19 protein-coding genes are annotated in these 19,121 nt (G+C 41.2%); 18 read left to right on the plus strand and 1 reads right to left on the minus strand.

Translation table 11 applies throughout. The features are described from left to right. Window positions 1-65 precede the first annotated feature (65 nt). The 12 genes from hemA to AC1EU0_RS04235 all read left to right on the plus strand — a co-directional run bounded on the left by hemA (window position 66) and on the right by AC1EU0_RS04235 (window position 11,652). Window positions 66-1,316 (plus strand): glutamyl-tRNA reductase, encoded by a 1,251-nt coding sequence (hemA, locus tag AC1EU0_RS04180; protein WP_480300670.1) that lies wholly within the window; start codon window positions 66-68, stop codon window positions 1,314-1,316. Between the two features lie 14 nt (window positions 1,317-1,330). Next, a complete protein-coding gene (gene prfA / locus AC1EU0_RS04185; protein WP_480300671.1) occupies window positions 1,331-2,413 on the plus strand; it encodes a peptide chain release factor 1 in 1,083 nt (360 codons plus the stop codon). Next, complete coding sequence (gene prmC / locus AC1EU0_RS04190) at window positions 2,413-3,249, plus strand: peptide chain release factor N(5)-glutamine methyltransferase (protein ID WP_480300672.1); 837 nt, start codon at window positions 2,413-2,415, stop codon at window positions 3,247-3,249. Before prfA ends, prmC begins: the two co-directional genes overlap by 1 nt. A 97-nt stretch (window positions 3,250-3,346) precedes the next feature. After that, the gene (locus tag AC1EU0_RS04195) at window positions 3,347-4,330 is read left to right on the plus strand and encodes a DUF2608 domain-containing protein (protein ID WP_480300673.1); all 984 of its coding nucleotides are present in this window, start codon (window positions 3,347-3,349) and stop codon (window positions 4,328-4,330) included. 116 nt (window positions 4,331-4,446) lie between these two features. After that, window positions 4,447-5,448: a hypothetical protein gene (locus AC1EU0_RS04200; RefSeq protein ID WP_480300674.1), complete on the plus strand. Its 1,002-nt coding sequence runs from the start codon at window positions 4,447-4,449 to the stop codon at window positions 5,446-5,448. Window positions 5,449-5,502: 54 nt separating this feature from the next. Continuing rightward, window positions 5,503-6,921 carry a hypothetical protein gene (locus tag AC1EU0_RS04205; RefSeq protein WP_480300675.1) on the plus strand — a complete coding sequence of 473 codons (1,419 nt, stop codon included), beginning with the start codon at window positions 5,503-5,505 and terminating at the stop codon, window positions 6,919-6,921. A gap of 83 nt (window positions 6,922-7,004) precedes the next feature. Further along, on the plus strand, window positions 7,005-7,403 hold the full coding sequence (locus AC1EU0_RS04210; RefSeq protein WP_480300676.1) for a SirB2 family protein: 399 nt from the start codon (window positions 7,005-7,007) through the stop codon (window positions 7,401-7,403). After that, window positions 7,400-8,188 carry a transglutaminase family protein gene (locus AC1EU0_RS04215; RefSeq protein ID WP_480300677.1) on the plus strand — a complete coding sequence of 263 codons (789 nt, stop codon included), beginning with the start codon at window positions 7,400-7,402 and terminating at the stop codon, window positions 8,186-8,188. Before AC1EU0_RS04210 ends, AC1EU0_RS04215 begins: the two co-directional genes overlap by 4 nt. A 35-nt stretch (window positions 8,189-8,223) precedes the next feature. Further along, entirely contained in the window at window positions 8,224-9,072 is an 849-nt protein-coding gene (gene kdsA / locus AC1EU0_RS04220) for a 3-deoxy-8-phosphooctulonate synthase (RefSeq protein ID WP_480300678.1), read from the plus strand. A gap of 68 nt (window positions 9,073-9,140) precedes the next feature. Then, a complete protein-coding gene (lolB, locus tag AC1EU0_RS04225) occupies window positions 9,141-9,776 on the plus strand; it encodes a lipoprotein insertase outer membrane protein LolB (protein ID WP_480300679.1) in 636 nt (211 codons plus the stop codon). Next, the gene (gene ispE, locus AC1EU0_RS04230) at window positions 9,776-10,627 is read left to right on the plus strand and encodes a 4-(cytidine 5'-diphospho)-2-C-methyl-D-erythritol kinase (RefSeq protein WP_480300680.1); all 852 of its coding nucleotides are present in this window, start codon (window positions 9,776-9,778) and stop codon (window positions 10,625-10,627) included. Before lolB ends, ispE begins: the two co-directional genes overlap by 1 nt. 77 nt (window positions 10,628-10,704) lie before the next feature. Further along, a complete protein-coding gene (locus AC1EU0_RS04235; RefSeq protein WP_480300681.1) occupies window positions 10,705-11,652 on the plus strand; it encodes a ribose-phosphate pyrophosphokinase in 948 nt (315 codons plus the stop codon). A gap of 36 nt (window positions 11,653-11,688) precedes the next feature. Here the strand turns inward: AC1EU0_RS04235 and AC1EU0_RS04240 are convergent, their stop codons facing one another. Continuing rightward, a complete protein-coding gene (locus tag AC1EU0_RS04240; RefSeq protein WP_480300682.1) occupies window positions 11,689-13,212 on the minus strand; it encodes a hypothetical protein in 1,524 nt (507 codons plus the stop codon). A 206-nt stretch (window positions 13,213-13,418) separates the two neighbouring features. On the opposite strand from AC1EU0_RS04240, the gene serA reads away from it, so the two are divergent. The 6 genes from serA to panB all read left to right on the plus strand — a co-directional run bounded on the left by serA (window position 13,419) and on the right by panB (window position 19,113). Continuing rightward, the gene (gene serA / locus AC1EU0_RS04245; RefSeq protein ID WP_480300683.1) at window positions 13,419-14,651 is read left to right on the plus strand and encodes a phosphoglycerate dehydrogenase; all 1,233 of its coding nucleotides are present in this window, start codon (window positions 13,419-13,421) and stop codon (window positions 14,649-14,651) included. 163 nt (window positions 14,652-14,814) lie between these two features. Then, window positions 14,815-15,375, plus strand: coding sequence for a hypothetical protein (locus tag AC1EU0_RS04250; RefSeq protein ID WP_480300684.1), 561 nt, complete (start codon window positions 14,815-14,817; stop codon window positions 15,373-15,375). A gap of 157 nt (window positions 15,376-15,532) precedes the next feature. Further along, window positions 15,533-16,240, plus strand: coding sequence for a hypothetical protein (locus AC1EU0_RS04255; RefSeq protein ID WP_480300685.1), 708 nt, complete (start codon window positions 15,533-15,535; stop codon window positions 16,238-16,240). Between the two features lie 70 nt (window positions 16,241-16,310). Then, complete coding sequence (gene pcnB, locus AC1EU0_RS04260) at window positions 16,311-17,768, plus strand: polynucleotide adenylyltransferase PcnB (protein ID WP_480300956.1); 1,458 nt, start codon at window positions 16,311-16,313, stop codon at window positions 17,766-17,768. Beyond that, window positions 17,761-18,249, plus strand: a complete 489-nt coding sequence (folK, locus tag AC1EU0_RS04265; protein WP_480300686.1) for a 2-amino-4-hydroxy-6-hydroxymethyldihydropteridine diphosphokinase — start codon at window positions 17,761-17,763, stop codon at window positions 18,247-18,249. The genes pcnB and folK overlap by 8 nt, the downstream gene beginning before the upstream one ends. A gap of 69 nt (window positions 18,250-18,318) precedes the next feature. Continuing rightward, window positions 18,319-19,113 carry a 3-methyl-2-oxobutanoate hydroxymethyltransferase gene (panB, locus tag AC1EU0_RS04270; protein WP_480300687.1) on the plus strand — a complete coding sequence of 265 codons (795 nt, stop codon included), beginning with the start codon at window positions 18,319-18,321 and terminating at the stop codon, window positions 19,111-19,113. Window positions 19,114-19,121: the final 8 nt, after the last annotated feature.

Genomic DNA, 19,121 nt, shown 5'->3' on the forward strand with positions numbered 1-19,121 from the left:
CTATTTTTCAGTAGAATAGCGCTCCACAAATGAAACAACTTAATGATTATTTAGTACGAGTGTAGATGAGTCTTGTAGCCATAGGGATCAACCATAAAACCGCCTCAGTAGATTTGCGCGAGAAAGTCGCCTTTTCCCCTGATGTGATCCATACCGCCATGCAAGAGTTGGCTCAATGCGCTCCCGCTGGCGAAGCAGTGATCCTGTCAACGTGCAATAGAACCGAACTTTACTGTAATCATATCAGTGCAGAAGTTGCAATTGCTTGGTTACATCGCTTCCATGACATTCCTGAAGCGCAATTAACTGAACACAGTTACGCACTAGAGAACCAAGAAGCCATTAATCATTTAATGCGCGTATCAGCAGGCTTAGACTCGTTAGTTCTTGGTGAGCCACAAATCCTTGGGCAAGTAAAACAGTCATTTACCAAAGCCAAAGAAGCAGGAACGGTTGGCGCAACACTTGACCGTCTGTTTCAGACCACGTTTTCAGTAGCTAAACGCATTCGTACAGAAACTGAAATCGGCAGTGCTGCCGTTTCAGTGGCCTTTGCTGCCGTGAGTATGGCAAAGCACATTTTCTCATCCTTGAGTAATACCAATGTGTTGCTAATAGGCGCAGGTGAAACCATCGAATTAGTGGCCAGACACCTTAAAGATAATGGCGTAAAGTCAATTACTGTTGCCAATCGCACTCTGACACGTGCAGAATCCATGTGCGAAGAATTTGATGCTAAGGCTGTAACCTTAGAGCACATACCTGAGCACTTGCCCCATGCTGACATTGTGATTTCTTCTACCGCTAGCCCGTTACCGATTTTGGGTAAAGGTCTTGTGGAAACTGCGCTCAAACAACGTCGTCATCAACCTATGCTGTTGGTTGATATTGCCGTACCTCGTGATATTGAAGCCGAAGTAGGCGAGCTTGACGATGCGTTTTTGTATACAGTGGATGATCTGCAAAATATTATTGAGCAGAACATGGCCTCTCGCCAGCAGGCTGCCGAGCAAGCCGAGTTGATCGCCAATGAAGAGTCAGCTCAATTCAGCGCATTGTTGCGTTCTTTACGTAATGTCGATAGCATTCGCCAATATCGTGAGCAAAGCCTTGCCGTTAAAGATGAGCTGGTAGCGAAAGCGCTCAATAAAATGGAACAAGGCGGCGATCAACAACAAATTATTCTAGAATTAGCCAATAAGTTAACCAATCGGCTGATTCATGCCCCAACTCAAGCCTTAACGAGAGCCAGTCGTCAAGGCGATGTAAATACATTAGAAACGTTAAAGTCCATACTTGGGCTCGACAAACACTAAGGTCTACCATTCCCATGAAGGATTCCGTGATCCGCAAGCTTGAAGGCTTGCTAGAACGTAATGATGAAGTTACCGCGCTGTTAGGCGATCCCGACACCATCTCAGATCAAGACAAGTTTCGTGCACTTTCAAAAGAATTTGCGCAATTAGAAGAAGTGGTAAAAACCTTTAAAGCTTACCAGCAAGCACAAGGTGATCTCGAAACTGCCCAAGAAATGATGCAAGAAGATGATCCTGAGCTTAAAGAGATGGCTCAAGAAGAATTTTCAGCGGCCAAAGAGGCGATTGAAACCTTAGAGCACGATTTACAAATTCTACTGCTACCGAAAGATCCTAACGACGATACCAACGCCTTTGTTGAGATCCGTGCGGGTGCTGGTGGTGATGAAGCCGCCATTTTTGCTGGTGACTTGTTCCGTATGTACAGCCGCTTTGCAGAAGCCAATAAATGGCAAGTGGAAATTATGAGCCAGAACGAAGGTGAACACGGCGGCTTTAAAGAAATCATTTTGAAAATGAGCGGCGAAAGTGTTTACGGAAAAATGAAGTTTGAGTCAGGCGGTCACCGAGTTCAACGTGTACCTGAAACCGAATCTCAAGGTCGTGTTCATACCTCTGCGGTAACGGTTGTTGTTATGCACGAGGTGCCTGAAGCTGAAGCCATTGAAATCAATTCAGCCGATTTAAAAGTGGATACTTTCCGTGCCTCTGGTGCGGGTGGTCAGCACGTGAACAAAACCGATTCAGCGATTCGTATTACCCACATTCCGACTGGCTTAGTGGTTGAATGCCAAGACCAGCGCTCACAGCACAAAAACCGTGCCCAAGCCATGAGTGTTCTTTCTGCTCGTTTGCAATCGATGGAAGATGAAAAACGTCGCAGCGAAGAAGAGTCAACGCGTCGTAGCCTAGTAGCCAGTGGCGATCGCTCAGAACGTATTCGTACTTACAACTTCCCTCAAGGTCGTGTCAGTGATCATCGTATCAACCTGACGCTATATCGTTTGGGCGAAGTGATGGAAGGCGACTTAAATGCCATCCTAGATCCAATCATGCAAGAGTACCAAGCCGACCAACTGGCGGCCCTTGGCGAATAATGCTAACCATCGAACAAGCACTATCATGGGCAAGTCAGCAGCTTGCCCATTCTTCTGAGTCAGCATCACTGGATGCCGAAGTGTGCTTACAGCATGTTCTCAATAAAAATCGCACTTACATCTACACTTGGCCAGATAAAACACTAACAGCTCAAGAGCATGACAGCTTTTGTGAAATGATAGCCAAACGGCTGCAAGGCCACCCTGTTGCTCATATTGTTGGTGAGCGCGAATTTTGGTCATTGCCTTTATTGGTTAATGCCACCACGCTGATCCCAAGACCAGATACTGAAGTCCTTGTAGAAACAGCGCTTAATTTAACTTTACCCGAAAATGCCCAAGTACTCGATTTAGGCACAGGAACAGGCGCGATTGCACTCGCATTAGCCTCAGAAAAGCCACACTGGCAATTAACAGCGGTTGATAAAGTTGAACATGCCGTGCAACTCGCCAAAGAAAACCAAGCTCGTTTACAGCTGGATAATGTTTCCATTATGCAAAGTGATTGGTTTTCAGCAGTAGAAGATCAAAAATATGATCTAATCGTTTCCAACCCACCTTACATTGACGAAAAAGATGAACACCTAGACCAAGGTGACGTTCGTTTTGAACCTTTAAGTGCATTAACCGCACCTAATGAAGGGTTTGCCGACTTGTTTCATATTGCCGATATGGCGCGAAAGCACCTTAAACCTAACGGGTATTTATTGATGGAACATGGATATCAACAAGGTCTGAACCTTCGTCAGCAATTGACCACATTAGGCTACTCCCAAGTATCCACAATTAGAGACTTCGGTAGTAATGAGCGTTGCACGTTAGGAAAACGTATTTAATCGCTAAGATGTATTATAGCTAAATCAATATCCGTACAGCAAAGCTCAAGCCATAACACCGTATACTGCTGAAATACTTAATTAAACACAAATACTTATGGCTTCCGCTTGCTCTCAAACAGACACTATTCTCGTTCATGTGTCACGTATTGCTGGTTCAAAACTTTATTTTGAAGTCGCTCAAACACCTAACGACATTAGCAAGTGCAGGCCAGAATCCAGTATTCGAGTTGAATTCAGTTGTGATGACAGTGATAAAGATTACATTACCAAACAACTGCCATCGAACTTAAGGTTGGTGAACTTTTTACGCCTTAATAATGAACTAGTATTTAAGAATAAAGAAAAGCGTCAATCAACCCAAAAGAAACAACACGCCAAACAAGTCATTTTTCTTTGCCAAAGTCACTTTAAGACCAAAATGACACCTGCGCTTACCAATCCGCCAAGTGAAATTTCAGGACAAATTTGGACATTTGATCAACTACACAGCTTAGTTCGCAAACATAGTGGTGAGACAAATTTGTATGTAGCCATTGATTTTAGCGATGTAATAGCAGCCCCGAAGTTTCAAAGACAAACTCCAGAGTTTCCATCTTGGCAGCTTATTGAAAATAAGCTCGAAGCGTTTATCACTCTCGTAAAGAAAATCGTTTCTCATCACAAAATCATCCTTCTCACGTATAGCTCGAAAGCTCACCTTGCTGACACTTTACAAAAATTACGATCAGATCAATTTCAGCCATCATGGTTTGATGGAATAAAATATGTTGATGAAACTCAATCCAAAGGCGCTGCATTAAAAGAGTTTGTAGCACAGCAAGACACTCCTCCCTCACATATTATTTTTATTGATGATACAACCGAGAATCTTGTAAGCGTAAAGCAAACCTTTCCAAGTAACTCGACCAATATTCAGTTCATGCAAGGCATAGAAGGAGACTTAAATTATTGGGCAAAACGCTCTGAATGCAGTTCATTGTATGAATTTATTGATAACCCGAACGACTCAACAGCAAAAAAACACCACCAAGTATTACTAAAGTACCTACAAAAAAAACCTGTAACTACAGAGGTATAAACATACTGAACAATGGTATATTTGAAATAGAAATCAATTTCTGTAAAGACAGCTACTATCAAGGTATATGGAACTAAAATAACCCTTTAATTTTATTGATAGATTGTTGAAATCAAATGGCAGCAGCTACCTCTGTTTCACTTGTTGTTGAGCTCAATTTTACTAGGGGAATCACAAGTCCCCCTAATTGTCGTCTGTTATATGCCCCAGATATTACCGGCTCAACAAGTAAGACTCTTATTATTCCTGTTTGCTTTAGAGATTCACAAAATCACGCCGTTTATAACTCAGTTTTTTGTTCTCAAGATCTCAAAATAGAAGCTTTTTTTAATGCTCAGGGGAAAGTTAAAATAACCTCTGCAAACCCTCAAGATAATCAATACGCCACAACTCAAAAAACCATCACTCTATTTCAAAAATTTCTAGATATTACGTTTACTGAACTCAATTCAACAGCCGAACAACAAGGATATTCGTCACCTGTAGGGGTCGATATTCAAATAGAAGATTTCAAAGAGTTATATTGTTTTATTAAATCAAAGTCTGCCAATAAAGAGTTTCATTTTATCTGTGAGATTGATTACGTGATTTCATCTCCTGCATGCAATTCGAAAGAAGATGGTGCACCTAGCTGTAAACCAATACCCAACCACTTGAATGAGTTAATTTCTTTCACTAAAACTTTGCTTCCGAACTGCAAATTTTTGTTACTCACCCACACCCCAACTCAAATGCTTGAAGCAAAAAAACAAGCTTTACACCAAGCAGGTATCGATATTTCGTGGGTTCACCATATTGTCACAGCACATCAGGACAACAATAATCCCCCGAAAGGTTGTATGTTAGACGTTTATTACGAGCAACAAACAGCGTTTCCTCGACCATGTCATATGGTGATGATCGATACTGACTCAAAAAGTTTACAAAGTATCAAGGCACACTTTGGCAGCACAGTCACCACGGTTCAATTTATGGCAGGTATTGAGTACATGTCCAAACCTACAGACAGTCGATCACATAAAGTAATAACAAAACGGGAAAACAAAGATACTGAGCAGCAACTAGCTGAATACCATAGTTTTAAAGCCTATCGACATAAGAGGAGTACTACAGTCTAGGGCATTAATCTTATTTTTAATTTATTTCGATGAACAAAAAGGTAGGGCTAATTATTGGCGGTATCAGCATCTAAAGCGGTTGTAATTGAACTGGACATCCTTCTTCAAGAAGCGCGTAAACCCACATATAAACTAATATCCGTGCCAAATGATCTCGAGCTTGAGCAGCAATCTCACTACATTCCCGTTCAGTTTCAATTCACTGCTAATTATCGGTGTCATGTAGCACCTTTTCTACCATCGAACTTTCGAATAAAGGTATTCATGGAAAAAGACCAAGTGCAACTCACTCCCCTTTACCAGAAAAAAGAGCAATGGTTAGTGGTAGAGAAATCTGTAAAGCTATTTAAAAAGCACTTAGAAGCAGAAAAAACGCAAAAAGAAGCCTTAGCCAGAGCACAAGCCTCTGACTCTGTCTTAATTTACCTTGAAATAGATTTACTGGCTGAAGAAAAAACTCAATGCACGTTATTATATGCGCCAGATGAAGTCACGAATGATGATCAACCTAAATTTATTTCAGTTGAATTCATCAACGAGAAAAAAAATAGCTTACTTGCCAAAACTTTTCACCCTCCTCTTTTTAGGATAAAGGTCACCAATAATAATGGCTTATATACTCTTGAATCAGAATATAAAAGTGCCCTAAATTGGCCTGTTAGTATGCAGGTGATTAAGCTATTTAAAAATCATCTAGACATTAAAAGAGCGGAAAGACAAGCCCAAGCCAGAATTGAAGCTAAAGCACTTCTTGACTCACATCAGCTTCCTCGAGGTGTTGACCTTCAGGTTTCTGATTTACTCGAAGTCGTAGAATTATTAAAAAGAAATATGATGGTAGAACCTAAACTACTATTGCTTATTGATATTGATGATGTAATTGTTACCCCTGTATATGACCCACAACAGCCAAATAGGCCAAAGCTCAAACTCATAAATAACCACTTGCCCGAGCTGTTCAAATTCGTTTCAGACAATATTTTCAATGCTGAAATTCATTTGCTCACTCACATACCTACTGAAACGATAAAACAGAAACTTGAACACATGAAACAAGTCGGATTTAGTGTGGGCAAACTCAAAGTTAGTGCCATCACGGTTTCAAAAAATGCTAAGTTTCCGCCAAAAGGAAACATACTTAGAGATCACTTAAACCAAAACCCAGAAATACAGCCTCCCTCTCACATTGTTATGATAGATAATAACTCTGCAAATCTTGCCAGTATTAAACAGATATTCGGTTCAAAATCCACTTGTGTTCATTTTATGAAAGGAGTTATTGAGGGTATGGAATACTTCGCCTTCTATCACGGTTACCATTCATTAGATGAGTACCTTGAGCAAAAAGCCCCTGATGACTCAAAAAGGCAGGTTGATGAATACCGACGGTATGAGCAGTACCAAAAAGCAAAACGATTACTCGCTGATGATGAATTATCCTTAACAAATCTGTGTTTGTCACATCAAACTTAATCTTGAAAAACGCTTACACATACCATTCTGTTTTCGCTTGCGGTAAAATGCACCTCCTTATTGATTAACTTTAAAAACATACGATGGAATTTTTGCAAAGCATCTACCCAGCCGTTAAGCACCTTCACCTAACATTGATCGCTTTAAGTGTCAGTTTTTTTACTTTTCGCTTTGTCATGCACTTACGTGAATCAGCCATCTTAGAAAAGAAGTTTTTGAAAATCGCACCTCATGTCATTGACACTTTCTTGCTTCTGTCAGGTCTAACACTGTGCTTTATCATCAAACAGTATCCATTTGAGGCTCAATGGTTAACTGAAAAGCTGGCAGCCGTAGTGGCTTATATCATTTTAGGCGTCATCGCCATGAAAGCACCACGCGGTAAACTTTTTAAAATCTTTGCGTATGTTGGCGCGATTAGCTGGTTAGTGTATGCCGCTCGCATCGCCATGGTGAAACATTCTGTAGCGTTATTTTCATGAGCAATTTTTGTGTAACTGATGAAATCACCTTGCCGGGCTCACTACTGCGTTTAAGTGAGCACTTAGGTTCTAGCTCTTACCAAACCAGTCATTGGGCTTGGCTGGAGCTATCGGGTGGTGTAATGGGCCATTATTTAATGGATCAACAACACCGCTTCGATTCTCTACTGTCATGGTTTTACAATGACTTAGGATTTTGTCAGCGTCAAAATTACTTTGGTGCCGAAGCATCTGATCTAGCTTTAACTCTTACCTCCAAACAAGGTAACTCCACAACGCTGGGGTGTTTGTTAATGTTGTTGTGTCAGAAACTGGATCTCGATGCCTCTTTACTGTTTCTTCCCGGTAACGCTATTTTACGAGTCAAATTGAATAATAAAGTGCACTTTATTAATCCACTCTCGGGAAAAACAGTTGACCGAAAGTATATGCACTCGCTAGTGAGAGGTGAGTTAGGCAACCATGCTAAATTAAGTGCTAAATATTTTAAACCTGTCAAAGCAAAAGACCTCATGTCGCGACAACTCCATGAGTTAAAAGCAGGAAGCATCGTTTCTCAAAAGTTTGAGCAAGCCCTAGAATGCTGCAATTTATTGTTGAAATGGCATCCCGATGATGTTCAATTAAATCGAGAACGCGCTTTTGTCGCAGAGCAATTAGGTTGCATCAAAATGGCTGCAGAAGATTTACAGCACTTTGTTGAAAATAGCCCACACGATCCCTTGATCGAATTGGTAAAAATTCAAATAAAAGAGCTGAATCAACACGCCGAGACTTATCATTAGTTTTCCTTACGGATGAAATAAAAGAGGCTTTGATCATGGATCAAAAAACCATTCAAATCGGCGATATTTCTGTCGCTAACGACAAACCATTTGTGCTTTTTGGTGGCATGAATGTCTTAGAATCTCGTGACTTAGCTATGCAGATAGCCGAGCATTATGTAGAAGTCACATCTAAGCTCGGCATTCCTTATGTATTCAAAGCATCTTTTGATAAAGCCAACCGCAGTTCGGTTCATTCATTCCGCGGTCCAGGTATGGAAGAAGGCCTAAAGATTTTTGAAGAAATAAAATCAACATTTAATGTTCCGCTGATCACTGATGTTCATGAACCACACCAATGTCAGCCTGTCGCTGATGTGGTTGATGTGATCCAATTGCCAGCTTTCCTAGCCCGACAAACCGATCTTGTCGTTGCCATGGCTCAAACGGGTGCCATTATCAACGTGAAAAAACCGCAGTTTTTAGCACCACACGAAATGCGCCATATCATTAAAAAATTTAATGAAGCTGGTAACGATAACATCATGCTGTGTGAACGTGGCAGCAGCTTCGGTTACAACAACCTTGTGGTGGACATGCTTGGTATGGACGAGATGAAGCAATCTGGTTACCCAGTTATATTTGATGCGACTCACGCCCTGCAACGTCCGGGTGGTCGTGCCGATTCCGCTGGCGGTCGTCGCGCTCAAGCAACTGAACTAGCCCGAAGCGGTATGGCATTAGGATTAGGCGGTTTGTTTATTGAAGCCCACCCAGATCCGGATAACGCCAAATGTGATGGCCCATGCGCACTCCCATTGCATCAGCTTGAAGGCTATCTATCACAAATGAAAGCGTTGGATGATTTAGTAAAATCATTTCCTGCATTAGATACCAGTAAGTAATCTTTAGTAGTAAAAGATATCGAAGGGCACACTGTTGCCCTTTTTTAATGCCCTTAGCATTTGCTATCATGTCCAACAAATCCATGTTTAACGGTATCACCTTGAAAGCATTTAATATCTTCTTTTGCTGTTGCGCTTTATTGTTTCTTACCGCATGTCAAAACTTGCCGAAAACCGACTTAATTCCTGTTCAGGTCAATCAGATCTCTGAGGCAAAAGCCTGGGAGTTACGTGGCAAGATTCTGATCAAAACACCTGAAGATAAAAACTCCACTAATCTTTATTGGCGTCATACTACAACAGGCGATCAACTGGCACTGACGACCATGCTGGGTACATCAGTACTCAACCTTGAAAGCACACCTTTTGGTGCCAAATTAACAATGGATGGCAAAGATTATCAAAGCACTAATCCTGAGGCTTTATTACTAAGAATGACTGGCTGGAGCGTACCGGTTTCTTTTTTGCCTAAATGGATCACTGGACAAATTCCGCCGTCTGCAAACTTAATTCGTGATTCACAGGGAAGACCAAAGCAGTTTACTAGCGTTATTGATGGCGTAAAATGGCAGTTAACATATTCTCGTTGGCAAACGTTGAACGGTATCGAATTGCCTAAGTTATTAACGTTAAGCCGCCCTAACCTATCGTTAAAAATTCAGTTAAACCAATGGCAAGCTCTCGATTTACAAGGTTCTAAATAATGCAGTTCCCAACTCGCTGGCCTGCGCCAGCAAAGCTTAATCTATTTCTTCATATTAATGGTCGTCGCGCTGATGGCTATCACGAATTACAAACGCTATTTCAATTTATTGATGCTTGTGATTATTTAACCTTTGAACTCACTGACGATCCAAACTTGGTTTTACATTCGGAGCTTAATTCTGTTGTCGATCCTAGCGATAACTTAATTCTAAAAGCTGCAAAATTGTTAAAACAACATGCTTATTATTCAGGTGGCGCTGAAATTTCTTTAGAAAAAAATCTCCCTATGGGCGGTGGAATTGGCGGCGGCTCTTCAAACGCAGCAACGACATTAGTCGCATTAAATGCACTGTGGAAAACTGAATTATCAATCGATGAGTTAGCTGAACTCGGTGTGCAGCTAGGTGCTGATGTCCCTGTATTCATTAGGGGTTTTGCGGCATTTGCGGAAGGTGTTGGTGAAAAACTCACCCCCGTAGATTTACCCGAAAATTACTATTTAGTGCTTACCCCCAATGTGCATGTTTCGACCGCAAAAGTGTTTTCAGATCCTGATTTACCTCGAAATACCCCTAAGCTTACGCTAGCAACATTAATGCAAAATACGTGGCAAAATGACTGCCAAACCATGGTTACCAAGCAACACCCTCAAGTTGCCAAGGCATTGGACTGGCTGGTAGAATATGCGCCGTCCAGAATGACCGGAACAGGCGCGTGCGTGTTTGGGGAATTCGAAGATAAGCAGCAAGCTCTCAAGGTGTTATCTCAGTTACCTACTGATTTATCTGGTTTTGTCGCTAAAGGACTGAACCAATCGCCATTGATTGAGCTAATTGCAAAACAAAATTAATTTCATGCTGAGTTTATTGTCCTCAAAATCCGATAAACTTAGATCACACTCTAAAGCCAACGCCTGAGGTTCATACAGTGCCCGACATCAAGCTTTTTGCTGGGAACGCCACTCCCAGTCTTGCTGAGAAGATTGCCGACCGTCTATTCTGTAAACTTGGAGATGCTGAAGTAGGTCGTTTTAGTGACGGCGAAATCAGCGTTCAAATCAACGAAAACGTACGTGGTGCCGATGTATTCATCATCCAATCTACTTGCGCTCCAACCAATGATAACTTAATGGAATTAATCGTAATGGTAGATGCGCTTCGTCGTGCTTCTGCTGGTCGTATTACTGCCGTTATTCCTTACTTTGGTTATGCTCGCCAAGACCGTCGTGTTCGTAGTGCTCGTGTACCTATCACGGCAAAAGTTGTTGCAGACTTCTTATCAAGCGTTGGTGTAGACCGCGTCTTGACTTGTGACTTACACGCTGAGCAAATTCAAGGGTTCTTTGATGTACCTGTTGATAACGTTTTCGGTAGCCCAGTGTTGCTTGAAGATATGGTTGCGAAGGAACTTGATAACCCAGTTGTGGTTTCTCCTGACATCGGCGGTGTTGTACGCGCTCGTGCCGTTGCCAAGCTACTTAATGATTCAGATCTAGCCATCATCGACAAGCGTCGTCCTAAAGCGAACGTTTCTCAAGTGATGCACATCATTGGTGACGTAGAAGGCCGTGACTGTATCATCGTGGATGACATGATTGATACTGGTGGTACTTTATGCAAAGCCGCTGAAGCACTTAAGCAAAGTGGAGCCAACCGTGTATTTGCTTATGCGACTCACCCTGTATTCTCAGGTGACGCTGCCAAAAACATTGCGAATTCAATGATTGATGAAGTGATTGTGACAGATACCGTGCCACTAAGCACTGAAATGAAAAAAGTAAGCAATGTTAGCCAGCTAACCATGTCTGGTGTGTTAGCAGAAGCGATTCGTCGCGTTAGCAACGAAGAGTCAATCTCAGCGATGTTTAAACACTAATACCCAATTAGTGCTGATTGAGATAGAAAGGTGAAGTCATTGGCTTCGCCTTTTTTGATCTTTTATAAAGGACTGCAATTGATCTCGAGTGTTTTGGGCAACTTTTGATAATACCAGTTGATCCGATGTAAAAACCACCAGCTCGAAGTCGTCCACCACTTCTACTGTAGTGACATGCTCATATTCTTTATCTTGCACTTCAAAGGTTTCAATATCTATATCAGTAAGGAGCTTTGAGTAATCACCGTTTTGAGCACGATATATCCACCTTCCAATAACGTTGAACACTTTTGTTAGCTTTATATCCTCTTCTGATGATACTGTCGATAATTTAGAGATTATGGTGTCACTCACTTCAGCGATACGATTGATACCTTGCTCAGAAAGAGCCAAATCCTCAACAAGCAATTGCAATTTTTCATCTGACAGTACAACCAACAATTCAACTACATTTGCTATTTTCACACTAGGGTCGGCGATAGCATTAGCTAAGCTATTATGCATAAATTCGAAATCACAAAGCATTTCGATGTAAGGAAAGTAGTTTTTATCTTGCAATGCCAAAATTAGCATCGCTTCATATTTTTTGGGGTTACGATACCGAAAATATTCAATGAAAGTTTTAAATTTAAACTCAATTATTCGAGGGGTTAATTTGAGTAACTGTAATTGTTGTTTAATTGCAGCTTTTTGCTCACAAATCTCCTGTGAAACCTTTTGCAAAATCCCTTGCGCCTCCTCATTTGAAATGCCATTTGATATTTCCTTATTTTTAAATCTGCTTGAAGTAGAGTCATGTTCTTTCAAGCGAAATAAAAGCTTTATAGGTTCGGTAGCCGTTCTTTTAGCTTCTCGTATTTGCCTCAAGCGGGCTCTAAAACTTGTTTCCTCGTTGTAGCTAAGATCTTGTTCAGAATTTTTCGCTGCAGCTATTGCTTTTCTGTATTCTTTTTGTAATTCCTCTTCTTGTCTTTTAGCATTCTCTTCGGCTTCTTCACGTGCCTGCTTTTTAGATTCAACATGAAAAACGCACCACTCACGCTCTATTTTTGCCCAGTCTTGACTTACTTTATAAATATCTCCCTTTTCGGTATCTATCACTCTCAGCGCCTTATGTTCAGCTTTTTTGAGAGTTTGTATTGTCAGCATTTCAATCACAGTTGTAATCATCAAACTTTCAGGTAATTGACAGACAAATGTTAAGGCGTTTTCAGGCGGCATGGTCAATAGATCAACAGCACGATTTCTTGATGGGAACCTTGAATCTTGAATAACAACGGTATAAAACCTATGCACACTGTTTTTATCGTCTCCCTCCCATTCTGGAATAATGTCCTCCATAGAATCAACGGAATCAGTCAAAAATTGCAAATGAACACGCTGAATAGACGTCTTAAGACTAGGAGAAGATTCAACTCGATATATTTCTTCACTCATTACTCCTTTAAGCGTAACAAACATTCTTTTCGCTGCATTACGCGAACATCCGTCAGGCGTCTTGAACATAGCAAGCACATCTTCTAAGTCAGGAGTCAGTCGGAGAGTTTGTGAAATAAACATTTAAGGTTGATAAATAATGGAATATATAACCTATGTTATAGCTAAACTCGCTGATATTACACGTAATCTAAAGCAACATTAATTTAGCGATCACCTCTAGATTGAGTTACGAAATCACTTTTCTGTCAATCACCGTTTGTCATCGCTTAAAAAATTGATATAACAGTAAAATTATTGAACACTGCTGCATAACAATCGAGGTTTCCATGTCTGCCAAGCATTCGCTTGATAAAAACAAAATTAACATCTTACTTCTTGAGGGACTTCACCCTTCTGCGGAAGAAGTTCTAAGGCAAGAAGGCTATACCAACATTCAGTCTTATAAGTCGTCCTTGGTAGGTGATGATCTTGAAAAAGCGATAAAAGATGCTCACTTTATTGGTATCCGTTCTCGTACTCAGTTAACCCAACAAGTAATCGACAAAGCCAATAAACTGGCTGCGATTGGTTGTTTTTGTATCGGTACTAATCAAGTAGATTTAGACGCAGCGGCCGCGGCGGGTATTCCTGTATTTAATGCCCCTTTTTCTAACACTCGCAGTGTCGCAGAGCTAGTGCTTGGCGAAATCATCATGTTGATGCGTGGGATCCCTGAAAAAAATGCCAAGGCTCACCGTGGACAATGGCTAAAGTCGGCGACGGGTAGTCATGAAGTACGTGGAAAAACCTTGGGCATCGTTGGTTATGGTCACATTGGTACTCAGTTAGGCATTCTGGCTGAAACCCTTGGCATGCAGGTCATATTCTATGATATTGAGAAAAAACTCCCTCTAGGGAATGCCAAGCAAGTTACCACTTTGAATAAATTACTGGCTCAAGCTGATGTGGTGAGCTTGCATGTGCCACAAACCAACACCACTAAAAACATGATAGGCTCTGCTCAACTTGAGAAAATGAAAGCAGGAAGCCATCTGATCAATGCTTCACGTGGCACAGTGGTCGATATTGATGCATTAGCTTTAGCTGTAAGTGCGGGTCATATCGCGGGTGCCGCTGTCGATGTATTTCCAGTTGAGCCTAAGTCTAATCAAGATGAATTTAACAGCCCACTTCGTGGCTTAGACAACGTCATATTAACCCCTCACGTAGGTGGCAGCACTGCAGAGGCACAAGCCAATATTGGTATTGAGGTTGCCGGTAAGTTAGCTAAATATTCTGATAATGGTTCGACCGTCAGTGCGGTCAACTTCCCAGAGGTATCACTTTCATCTCATGAGGGGCGCTCTCGCTTACTGCATATTCACCAAAACAAACCTGGTGTATTGATCCAAATTAACCAAGCTTTTTCAGAAAAAGGCATCAACATTTCTGCACAACACCTCCAAACTAAAGGTGATATTGGCTATGTTGTTATGGAGGTTGAATCAAAACAAGCTGAATCAGCACTTGCTGAATTAAATACGATTAAAGAAACCATTAGAGTGCGAGTATTGTTTTAAAAAACTTGAGGTAACGATTGAGAGCTACAGCTCTCAATCGTCATCAAAGAACATATTCTTTCAATTTATAAATTATTGTTCTAATAACTAGCACTCTTTTTTTGCTTTTCGTAACACAATTGTGATTAATGTACTTTGCTTTAAAATATTTTATGAGGCAAAGATGTCCTCTGCTTTGCAAAGTGTACGCATTAACCCTGTCTATACACGTGGGAGTACTCCTGATTCTTATAATGTTCAAAGCATATCAGCGGAAGAATTGAGGGGACTCCAAAGCGATATCAAAAAGGTAATGATACGTCTGCCTAATACAGATGATAGATACGAAGAGTATGAAGTTAAATTATCTGCTTATAGAAAAGCATTCTCTACTGACAAAGTTAATTGTACATTTCATGCTAGCAGTGACAGCCAAACCACACTTAAAGGCAACCAAACACTGACCGAACCACTGTTGACAAAAATAAGTACACGAGCAAACAATACGATAAATCATAATGCTCGACTTAGAGCAGCTCTATTAAAGCGGTGCACATCTTGGGAAGTTTTTGCCCCTGAAGAGCAACAGAGAGCCATTCCCGCGCCGATAAATGCAGCAGGCACTAGCATACAATACTTAGGTGAGAAGACACCTTTACGCATACACAGTGAGGGGTATCAACCCCAACAACCTCAAGGTTGCTTTCGTCAATTTATTAAGAAGCTTTGTAAATGTTTTTACTAGCTCTAAATCACTCAACTAAGAATATCTCTATTGTGCGATAAAACTAAATCATACAATTGAGATGTTTTTAATCTAATAAAAGCATTTTTGTTCATTGCTTTTAGTATCGAAATCATGATTAATTATAATCAGTTACCTTCAATTTTACGGGGAAATAATGGCAGCACCTCAATCATGCACTGTTATTCGCCCCACCTATGAACCAAATAATGATGGCGATTGCCGTGCCACAAAGATATCCGTGGCTGATTTGTGTAATCTTGAAAGTGATACAAAAACGGTAGACATTACGCAACCAGATTCCACAATAAAGCAATACAATGTCGCTCTCGCATTTCAAGGGCATAGAAATAAAAAAATCATCTGTCAATTTTTTGAAATTCGAAGTGAAACAGAGGCACCATCTCTCACCGCAACTACTCGACAGTCAGAGTTGTTAATTCGTTCTTTGAATGAACAAGCGACTTTTACCATCAATAACAACTCTCAACTGAAAAGCAAGCTGATCAATCAATTAAAGCAGAAATCACCACGCACCAGTTCCTTGAGTAGGACTCCAGTTCAGCTGAGTCCTGCACGTCCACAAATTAATGGCTTTGAACCCCCATCTTCTGTTATCTCTTCCGAAATACTTGCTCAGAATCAAGTAACAAATAAGGCACAGGCAAAACCGAAATCATCGGGTAGAAGCTACACCTCGAATGCTTCAAGTTCCTCTAAATCATCATGGTTCAGTAGGGGTTGGTTTAGCCAATATTTCTTGAAACGCGTAGTGTATGCTGCAGGAACAGCATTTGAGGTTTTAGTCTTTTCGAGCTCGCAAGAACCGATGGGGTATTTTTGTAAAAAGAGCGATAAGTTCTAGCTGACTCATTAAAATATAATCAACAACTCAATTTAATGCTTAGTACTTGGGACTTGGCAAGTTATGAGATATTATAGCCGCCAAATTTCAGGTACTTTCATATTCAACGAGGTGTCCCATTTTTCGCAGGATCAGTCAGTTTTGTAAGCAGCTATTTGAGCAACAAAATACCATTCAAGGCCAAACGGTAAACAATGACAATGGTTTAGACTTACAAGTCATCCCAAGAAAATCTCATAGTATTTCCCGTAGACAAATCAGCGAAAACGCGCTGAAAGTGCTGTATCGTCTGCATAAATCTGGATTTGATGCCTATTTAGTTGGCGGTGGCGTTCGCGATATTCTTTTAGGGTTAGAGCCAAAAGATTTTGATGTCGTCACCAATGCTAAACCTGAAGAAATCCGCAAGTTATTTAGAAACTGTCGCTTAGTGGGTCGTCGTTTTCGTCTTGCTCATATTGTGTTTGGTCGTGACGTGATTGAAGTGGCTACTCTTCGTGGTCACCACAAGCAAAATAATGACAATATATCTAAATCTAATGCCGAAGGGCGCTTACTGAGAGATAACGTTTACGGAACCATCGACGAAGATGCAGAGCGTCGTGATTTCACCGTAAATGCGCTTTACTACGACATTAGTGACTTTTCAATACACAGCTATGGTGGCGGTATTCAAGATATCGAGCAAGGCATGATCCGCATGATCGGCGATCCTGAAACTCGCTATCGTGAAGATCCTGTTCGCATGATACGTGCCGTGCGTTTTGCCACAAAACTGGATATGAAAATTGCGCCAGAAACGGCAGCACCAATAAAAACGTTAGCATCACTGCTGGGTGACATTCCGGCGGCTCGTATGTTTGAAGAAGTTTCTAAATTGTTCTTCAATGGTAAAGCCGTACAGAACTATCACTTATTATACGATTTCGGCTTATTCCAACCACTATTTCCACAAATTGTTCATGGAATGGATGACGAATCTGATCCTACGCTCAGAAAAATGGTGGAATTAATTTTCAGGAATACTGACCGCCGCATAGAGAAAGGAAAAACGGTCACTCCAGCCTATTTTTATGCCGCAATACTTTGGTATCCATTGCAGCAAAAAGCACTCGATATCATGACTGAAGGTGGCTTATCCCATTATGATGCCTTTGTTGCTGCCATGGGAGATGTTATGGAGCAGCAATGTCGAAGCATTGGTATCCCACGTCGTTTCAGCACAGTTTCAAAAGAAATTTGGCAGCTGCAATTAAGACTAGAAAAAAACCAAGGCACTCGTGCATTTAAATTAATAGAGCATCCAAAATTCCGAGCGGCTTACGATTTATTATTGATGCGTGGAGAAGTGGAATCAGGCAAAGTTAACCAGTTAGCTAAATGGTGGCGCTCATTTGTAGACGCGTCAGAAGAAGAGCGTACTGATATTGCTCGCCAAGCGAATAATGCCTACAATCGTAATAAAAATGGCTCTAAACGCCGCCGTCGTGCTCCTCGCAAGCCTAAGAATGAACAACAGAATGGCTAAAGCTTATATCGCCTTAGGCGCTAATTTAGAGCAACCCAAGGCGCAACTCGATGCAGCCTGCGTTGCACTAAAAGCATTAGCTGAAACCGAAAGCTTTCACATCTCTCCCTATTATGCTTCAGTGCCTATGGGAGGGATTGAACAGCCTGACTATATCAATGCCGTTGCTCGCATTGAAACTCAACGCTCTCCCCTTGAGCTATTAGATGCATTACAAGTTATTGAGCAACAGCAAGGTCGAGTCAGGCTCCAACATTGGGGACCTAGAACCCTAGATCTTGATCTTTTGTTATACGATAACCTTATTATGACTTCTGAGCGTTTAACCATCCCCCATTACGGTATGAAACAACGCTCTTTTGTATTGGTTCCCTTGTTTAATCTCTCACCAGAGCTAATCTTGCCTTGTGAAACCCCGCTTAAGAGTCTGATTTCTGCTAAGTTACGATCTGAATTGCAAGAGCTAGATTCAGATCATTGACAAGTGCTTACAAAATCTTCAGGATTCAAATCTGCGTTCCATTAACACTGTTTACCTTAAGTAGAATCTATGGCTAAAGTTACCACTTCAAGCTTGCTTAACCTCAAGCAAGATAGAACAAAATTTACAGCGCTAACCGCCTATGACGCTAGTTTTGCTGGTGCATTTGACGAAGAAGGCATTGATGTATTATTAGTCGGTGATTCTCTTGGAATGGTGATCCAAGGTGGTAAAGATACCTGTGCGGTTACCATGGAAGAAGTTGCCTACCATACTCGCTGTGTAGCGAATGTTGTTAAACGTGCACTGGTCATCGCTGATATGCCGTTTATGAGTTACGCCACACCAGAGCAAACCATGGAAAATGCGGCTCAGCTAATGCGAGCTGGCGCTAGTATGGTTAAATTAGAAGGCGGACATTGGCTCCTAGAAACCATCACTATGCTTACAGAGCGTGGTGTTCCAGTCTGTGCTCATTTAGGTTTAACACCGCAGTCTGTGCATGTATTTGGTGGTTTTAAAATTCAAGGGCGAGGCGATGAAAACGCTCAACGCATTCTTGACGAAGCTATAGCTATTGAGCAAGCAGGCGCTCAATTATTAGTGCTTGAATGTATTCCGGCTCAATTAGCACAAACGATTTCAGAAACGTTAACCATTCCTGTCATTGGTATCGGTGCAGGTAAAAATACCGATGGTCAGATCTTAGTAATGCACGACATTCTGGGGATTTCCAGCGGTTATATTCCAAAGTTCTCAAAAAACTACCTTGCTCAAACGGGTGATATTCGCCTTGCCGTAAAAGCCTTTATTCAAGAAGTCGCTGACGGAGTATTTCCAGCCGAAGAACACACGTTTAATTAAGTGGTTAA

It is taken from the genome of Parashewanella sp. 2210YD4-3 (genome assembly GCF_056591735.1).

Excerpts from the sequence above, each read along its gene's own strand:
- hemA (WP_480300670.1), top strand. The coding sequence starts at position 66 with ATGAGTCTTGTAGCCATAGGGATCAACCATAAAACCGCCTCAGTAGAT.
- prfA (WP_480300671.1), top strand. The coding sequence starts at position 1,331 with ATGAAGGATTCCGTGATCCGCAAGCTTGAAGGCTTGCTAGAACGTAAT.
- prmC (WP_480300672.1), top strand. The coding sequence starts at position 2,413 with ATGCTAACCATCGAACAAGCACTATCATGGGCAAGTCAGCAGCTTGCC.
- AC1EU0_RS04195 (WP_480300673.1), top strand. The coding sequence starts at position 3,347 with ATGGCTTCCGCTTGCTCTCAAACAGACACTATTCTCGTTCATGTGTCA.
- AC1EU0_RS04200 (WP_480300674.1), top strand. The coding sequence starts at position 4,447 with ATGGCAGCAGCTACCTCTGTTTCACTTGTTGTTGAGCTCAATTTTACT.
- AC1EU0_RS04210 (WP_480300676.1), top strand. The coding sequence starts at position 7,005 with ATGGAATTTTTGCAAAGCATCTACCCAGCCGTTAAGCACCTTCACCTA.
- AC1EU0_RS04215 (WP_480300677.1), top strand. The coding sequence starts at position 7,400 with ATGAGCAATTTTTGTGTAACTGATGAAATCACCTTGCCGGGCTCACTA.
- kdsA (WP_480300678.1), top strand. The coding sequence starts at position 8,224 with ATGGATCAAAAAACCATTCAAATCGGCGATATTTCTGTCGCTAACGAC.
- lolB (WP_480300679.1), top strand. The coding sequence starts at position 9,141 with ATGTCCAACAAATCCATGTTTAACGGTATCACCTTGAAAGCATTTAAT.
- ispE (WP_480300680.1), top strand. The coding sequence starts at position 9,776 with ATGCAGTTCCCAACTCGCTGGCCTGCGCCAGCAAAGCTTAATCTATTT.
- AC1EU0_RS04240 (WP_480300682.1), bottom strand. The coding sequence starts at position 13,212 with ATGTTTATTTCACAAACTCTCCGACTGACTCCTGACTTAGAAGATGTG.
- serA (WP_480300683.1), top strand. The coding sequence starts at position 13,419 with ATGTCTGCCAAGCATTCGCTTGATAAAAACAAAATTAACATCTTACTT.
- AC1EU0_RS04250 (WP_480300684.1), top strand. The coding sequence starts at position 14,815 with ATGTCCTCTGCTTTGCAAAGTGTACGCATTAACCCTGTCTATACACGT.
- AC1EU0_RS04255 (WP_480300685.1), top strand. The coding sequence starts at position 15,533 with ATGGCAGCACCTCAATCATGCACTGTTATTCGCCCCACCTATGAACCA.
- folK (WP_480300686.1), top strand. The coding sequence starts at position 17,761 with ATGGCTAAAGCTTATATCGCCTTAGGCGCTAATTTAGAGCAACCCAAG.
- panB (WP_480300687.1), top strand. The coding sequence starts at position 18,319 with ATGGCTAAAGTTACCACTTCAAGCTTGCTTAACCTCAAGCAAGATAGA.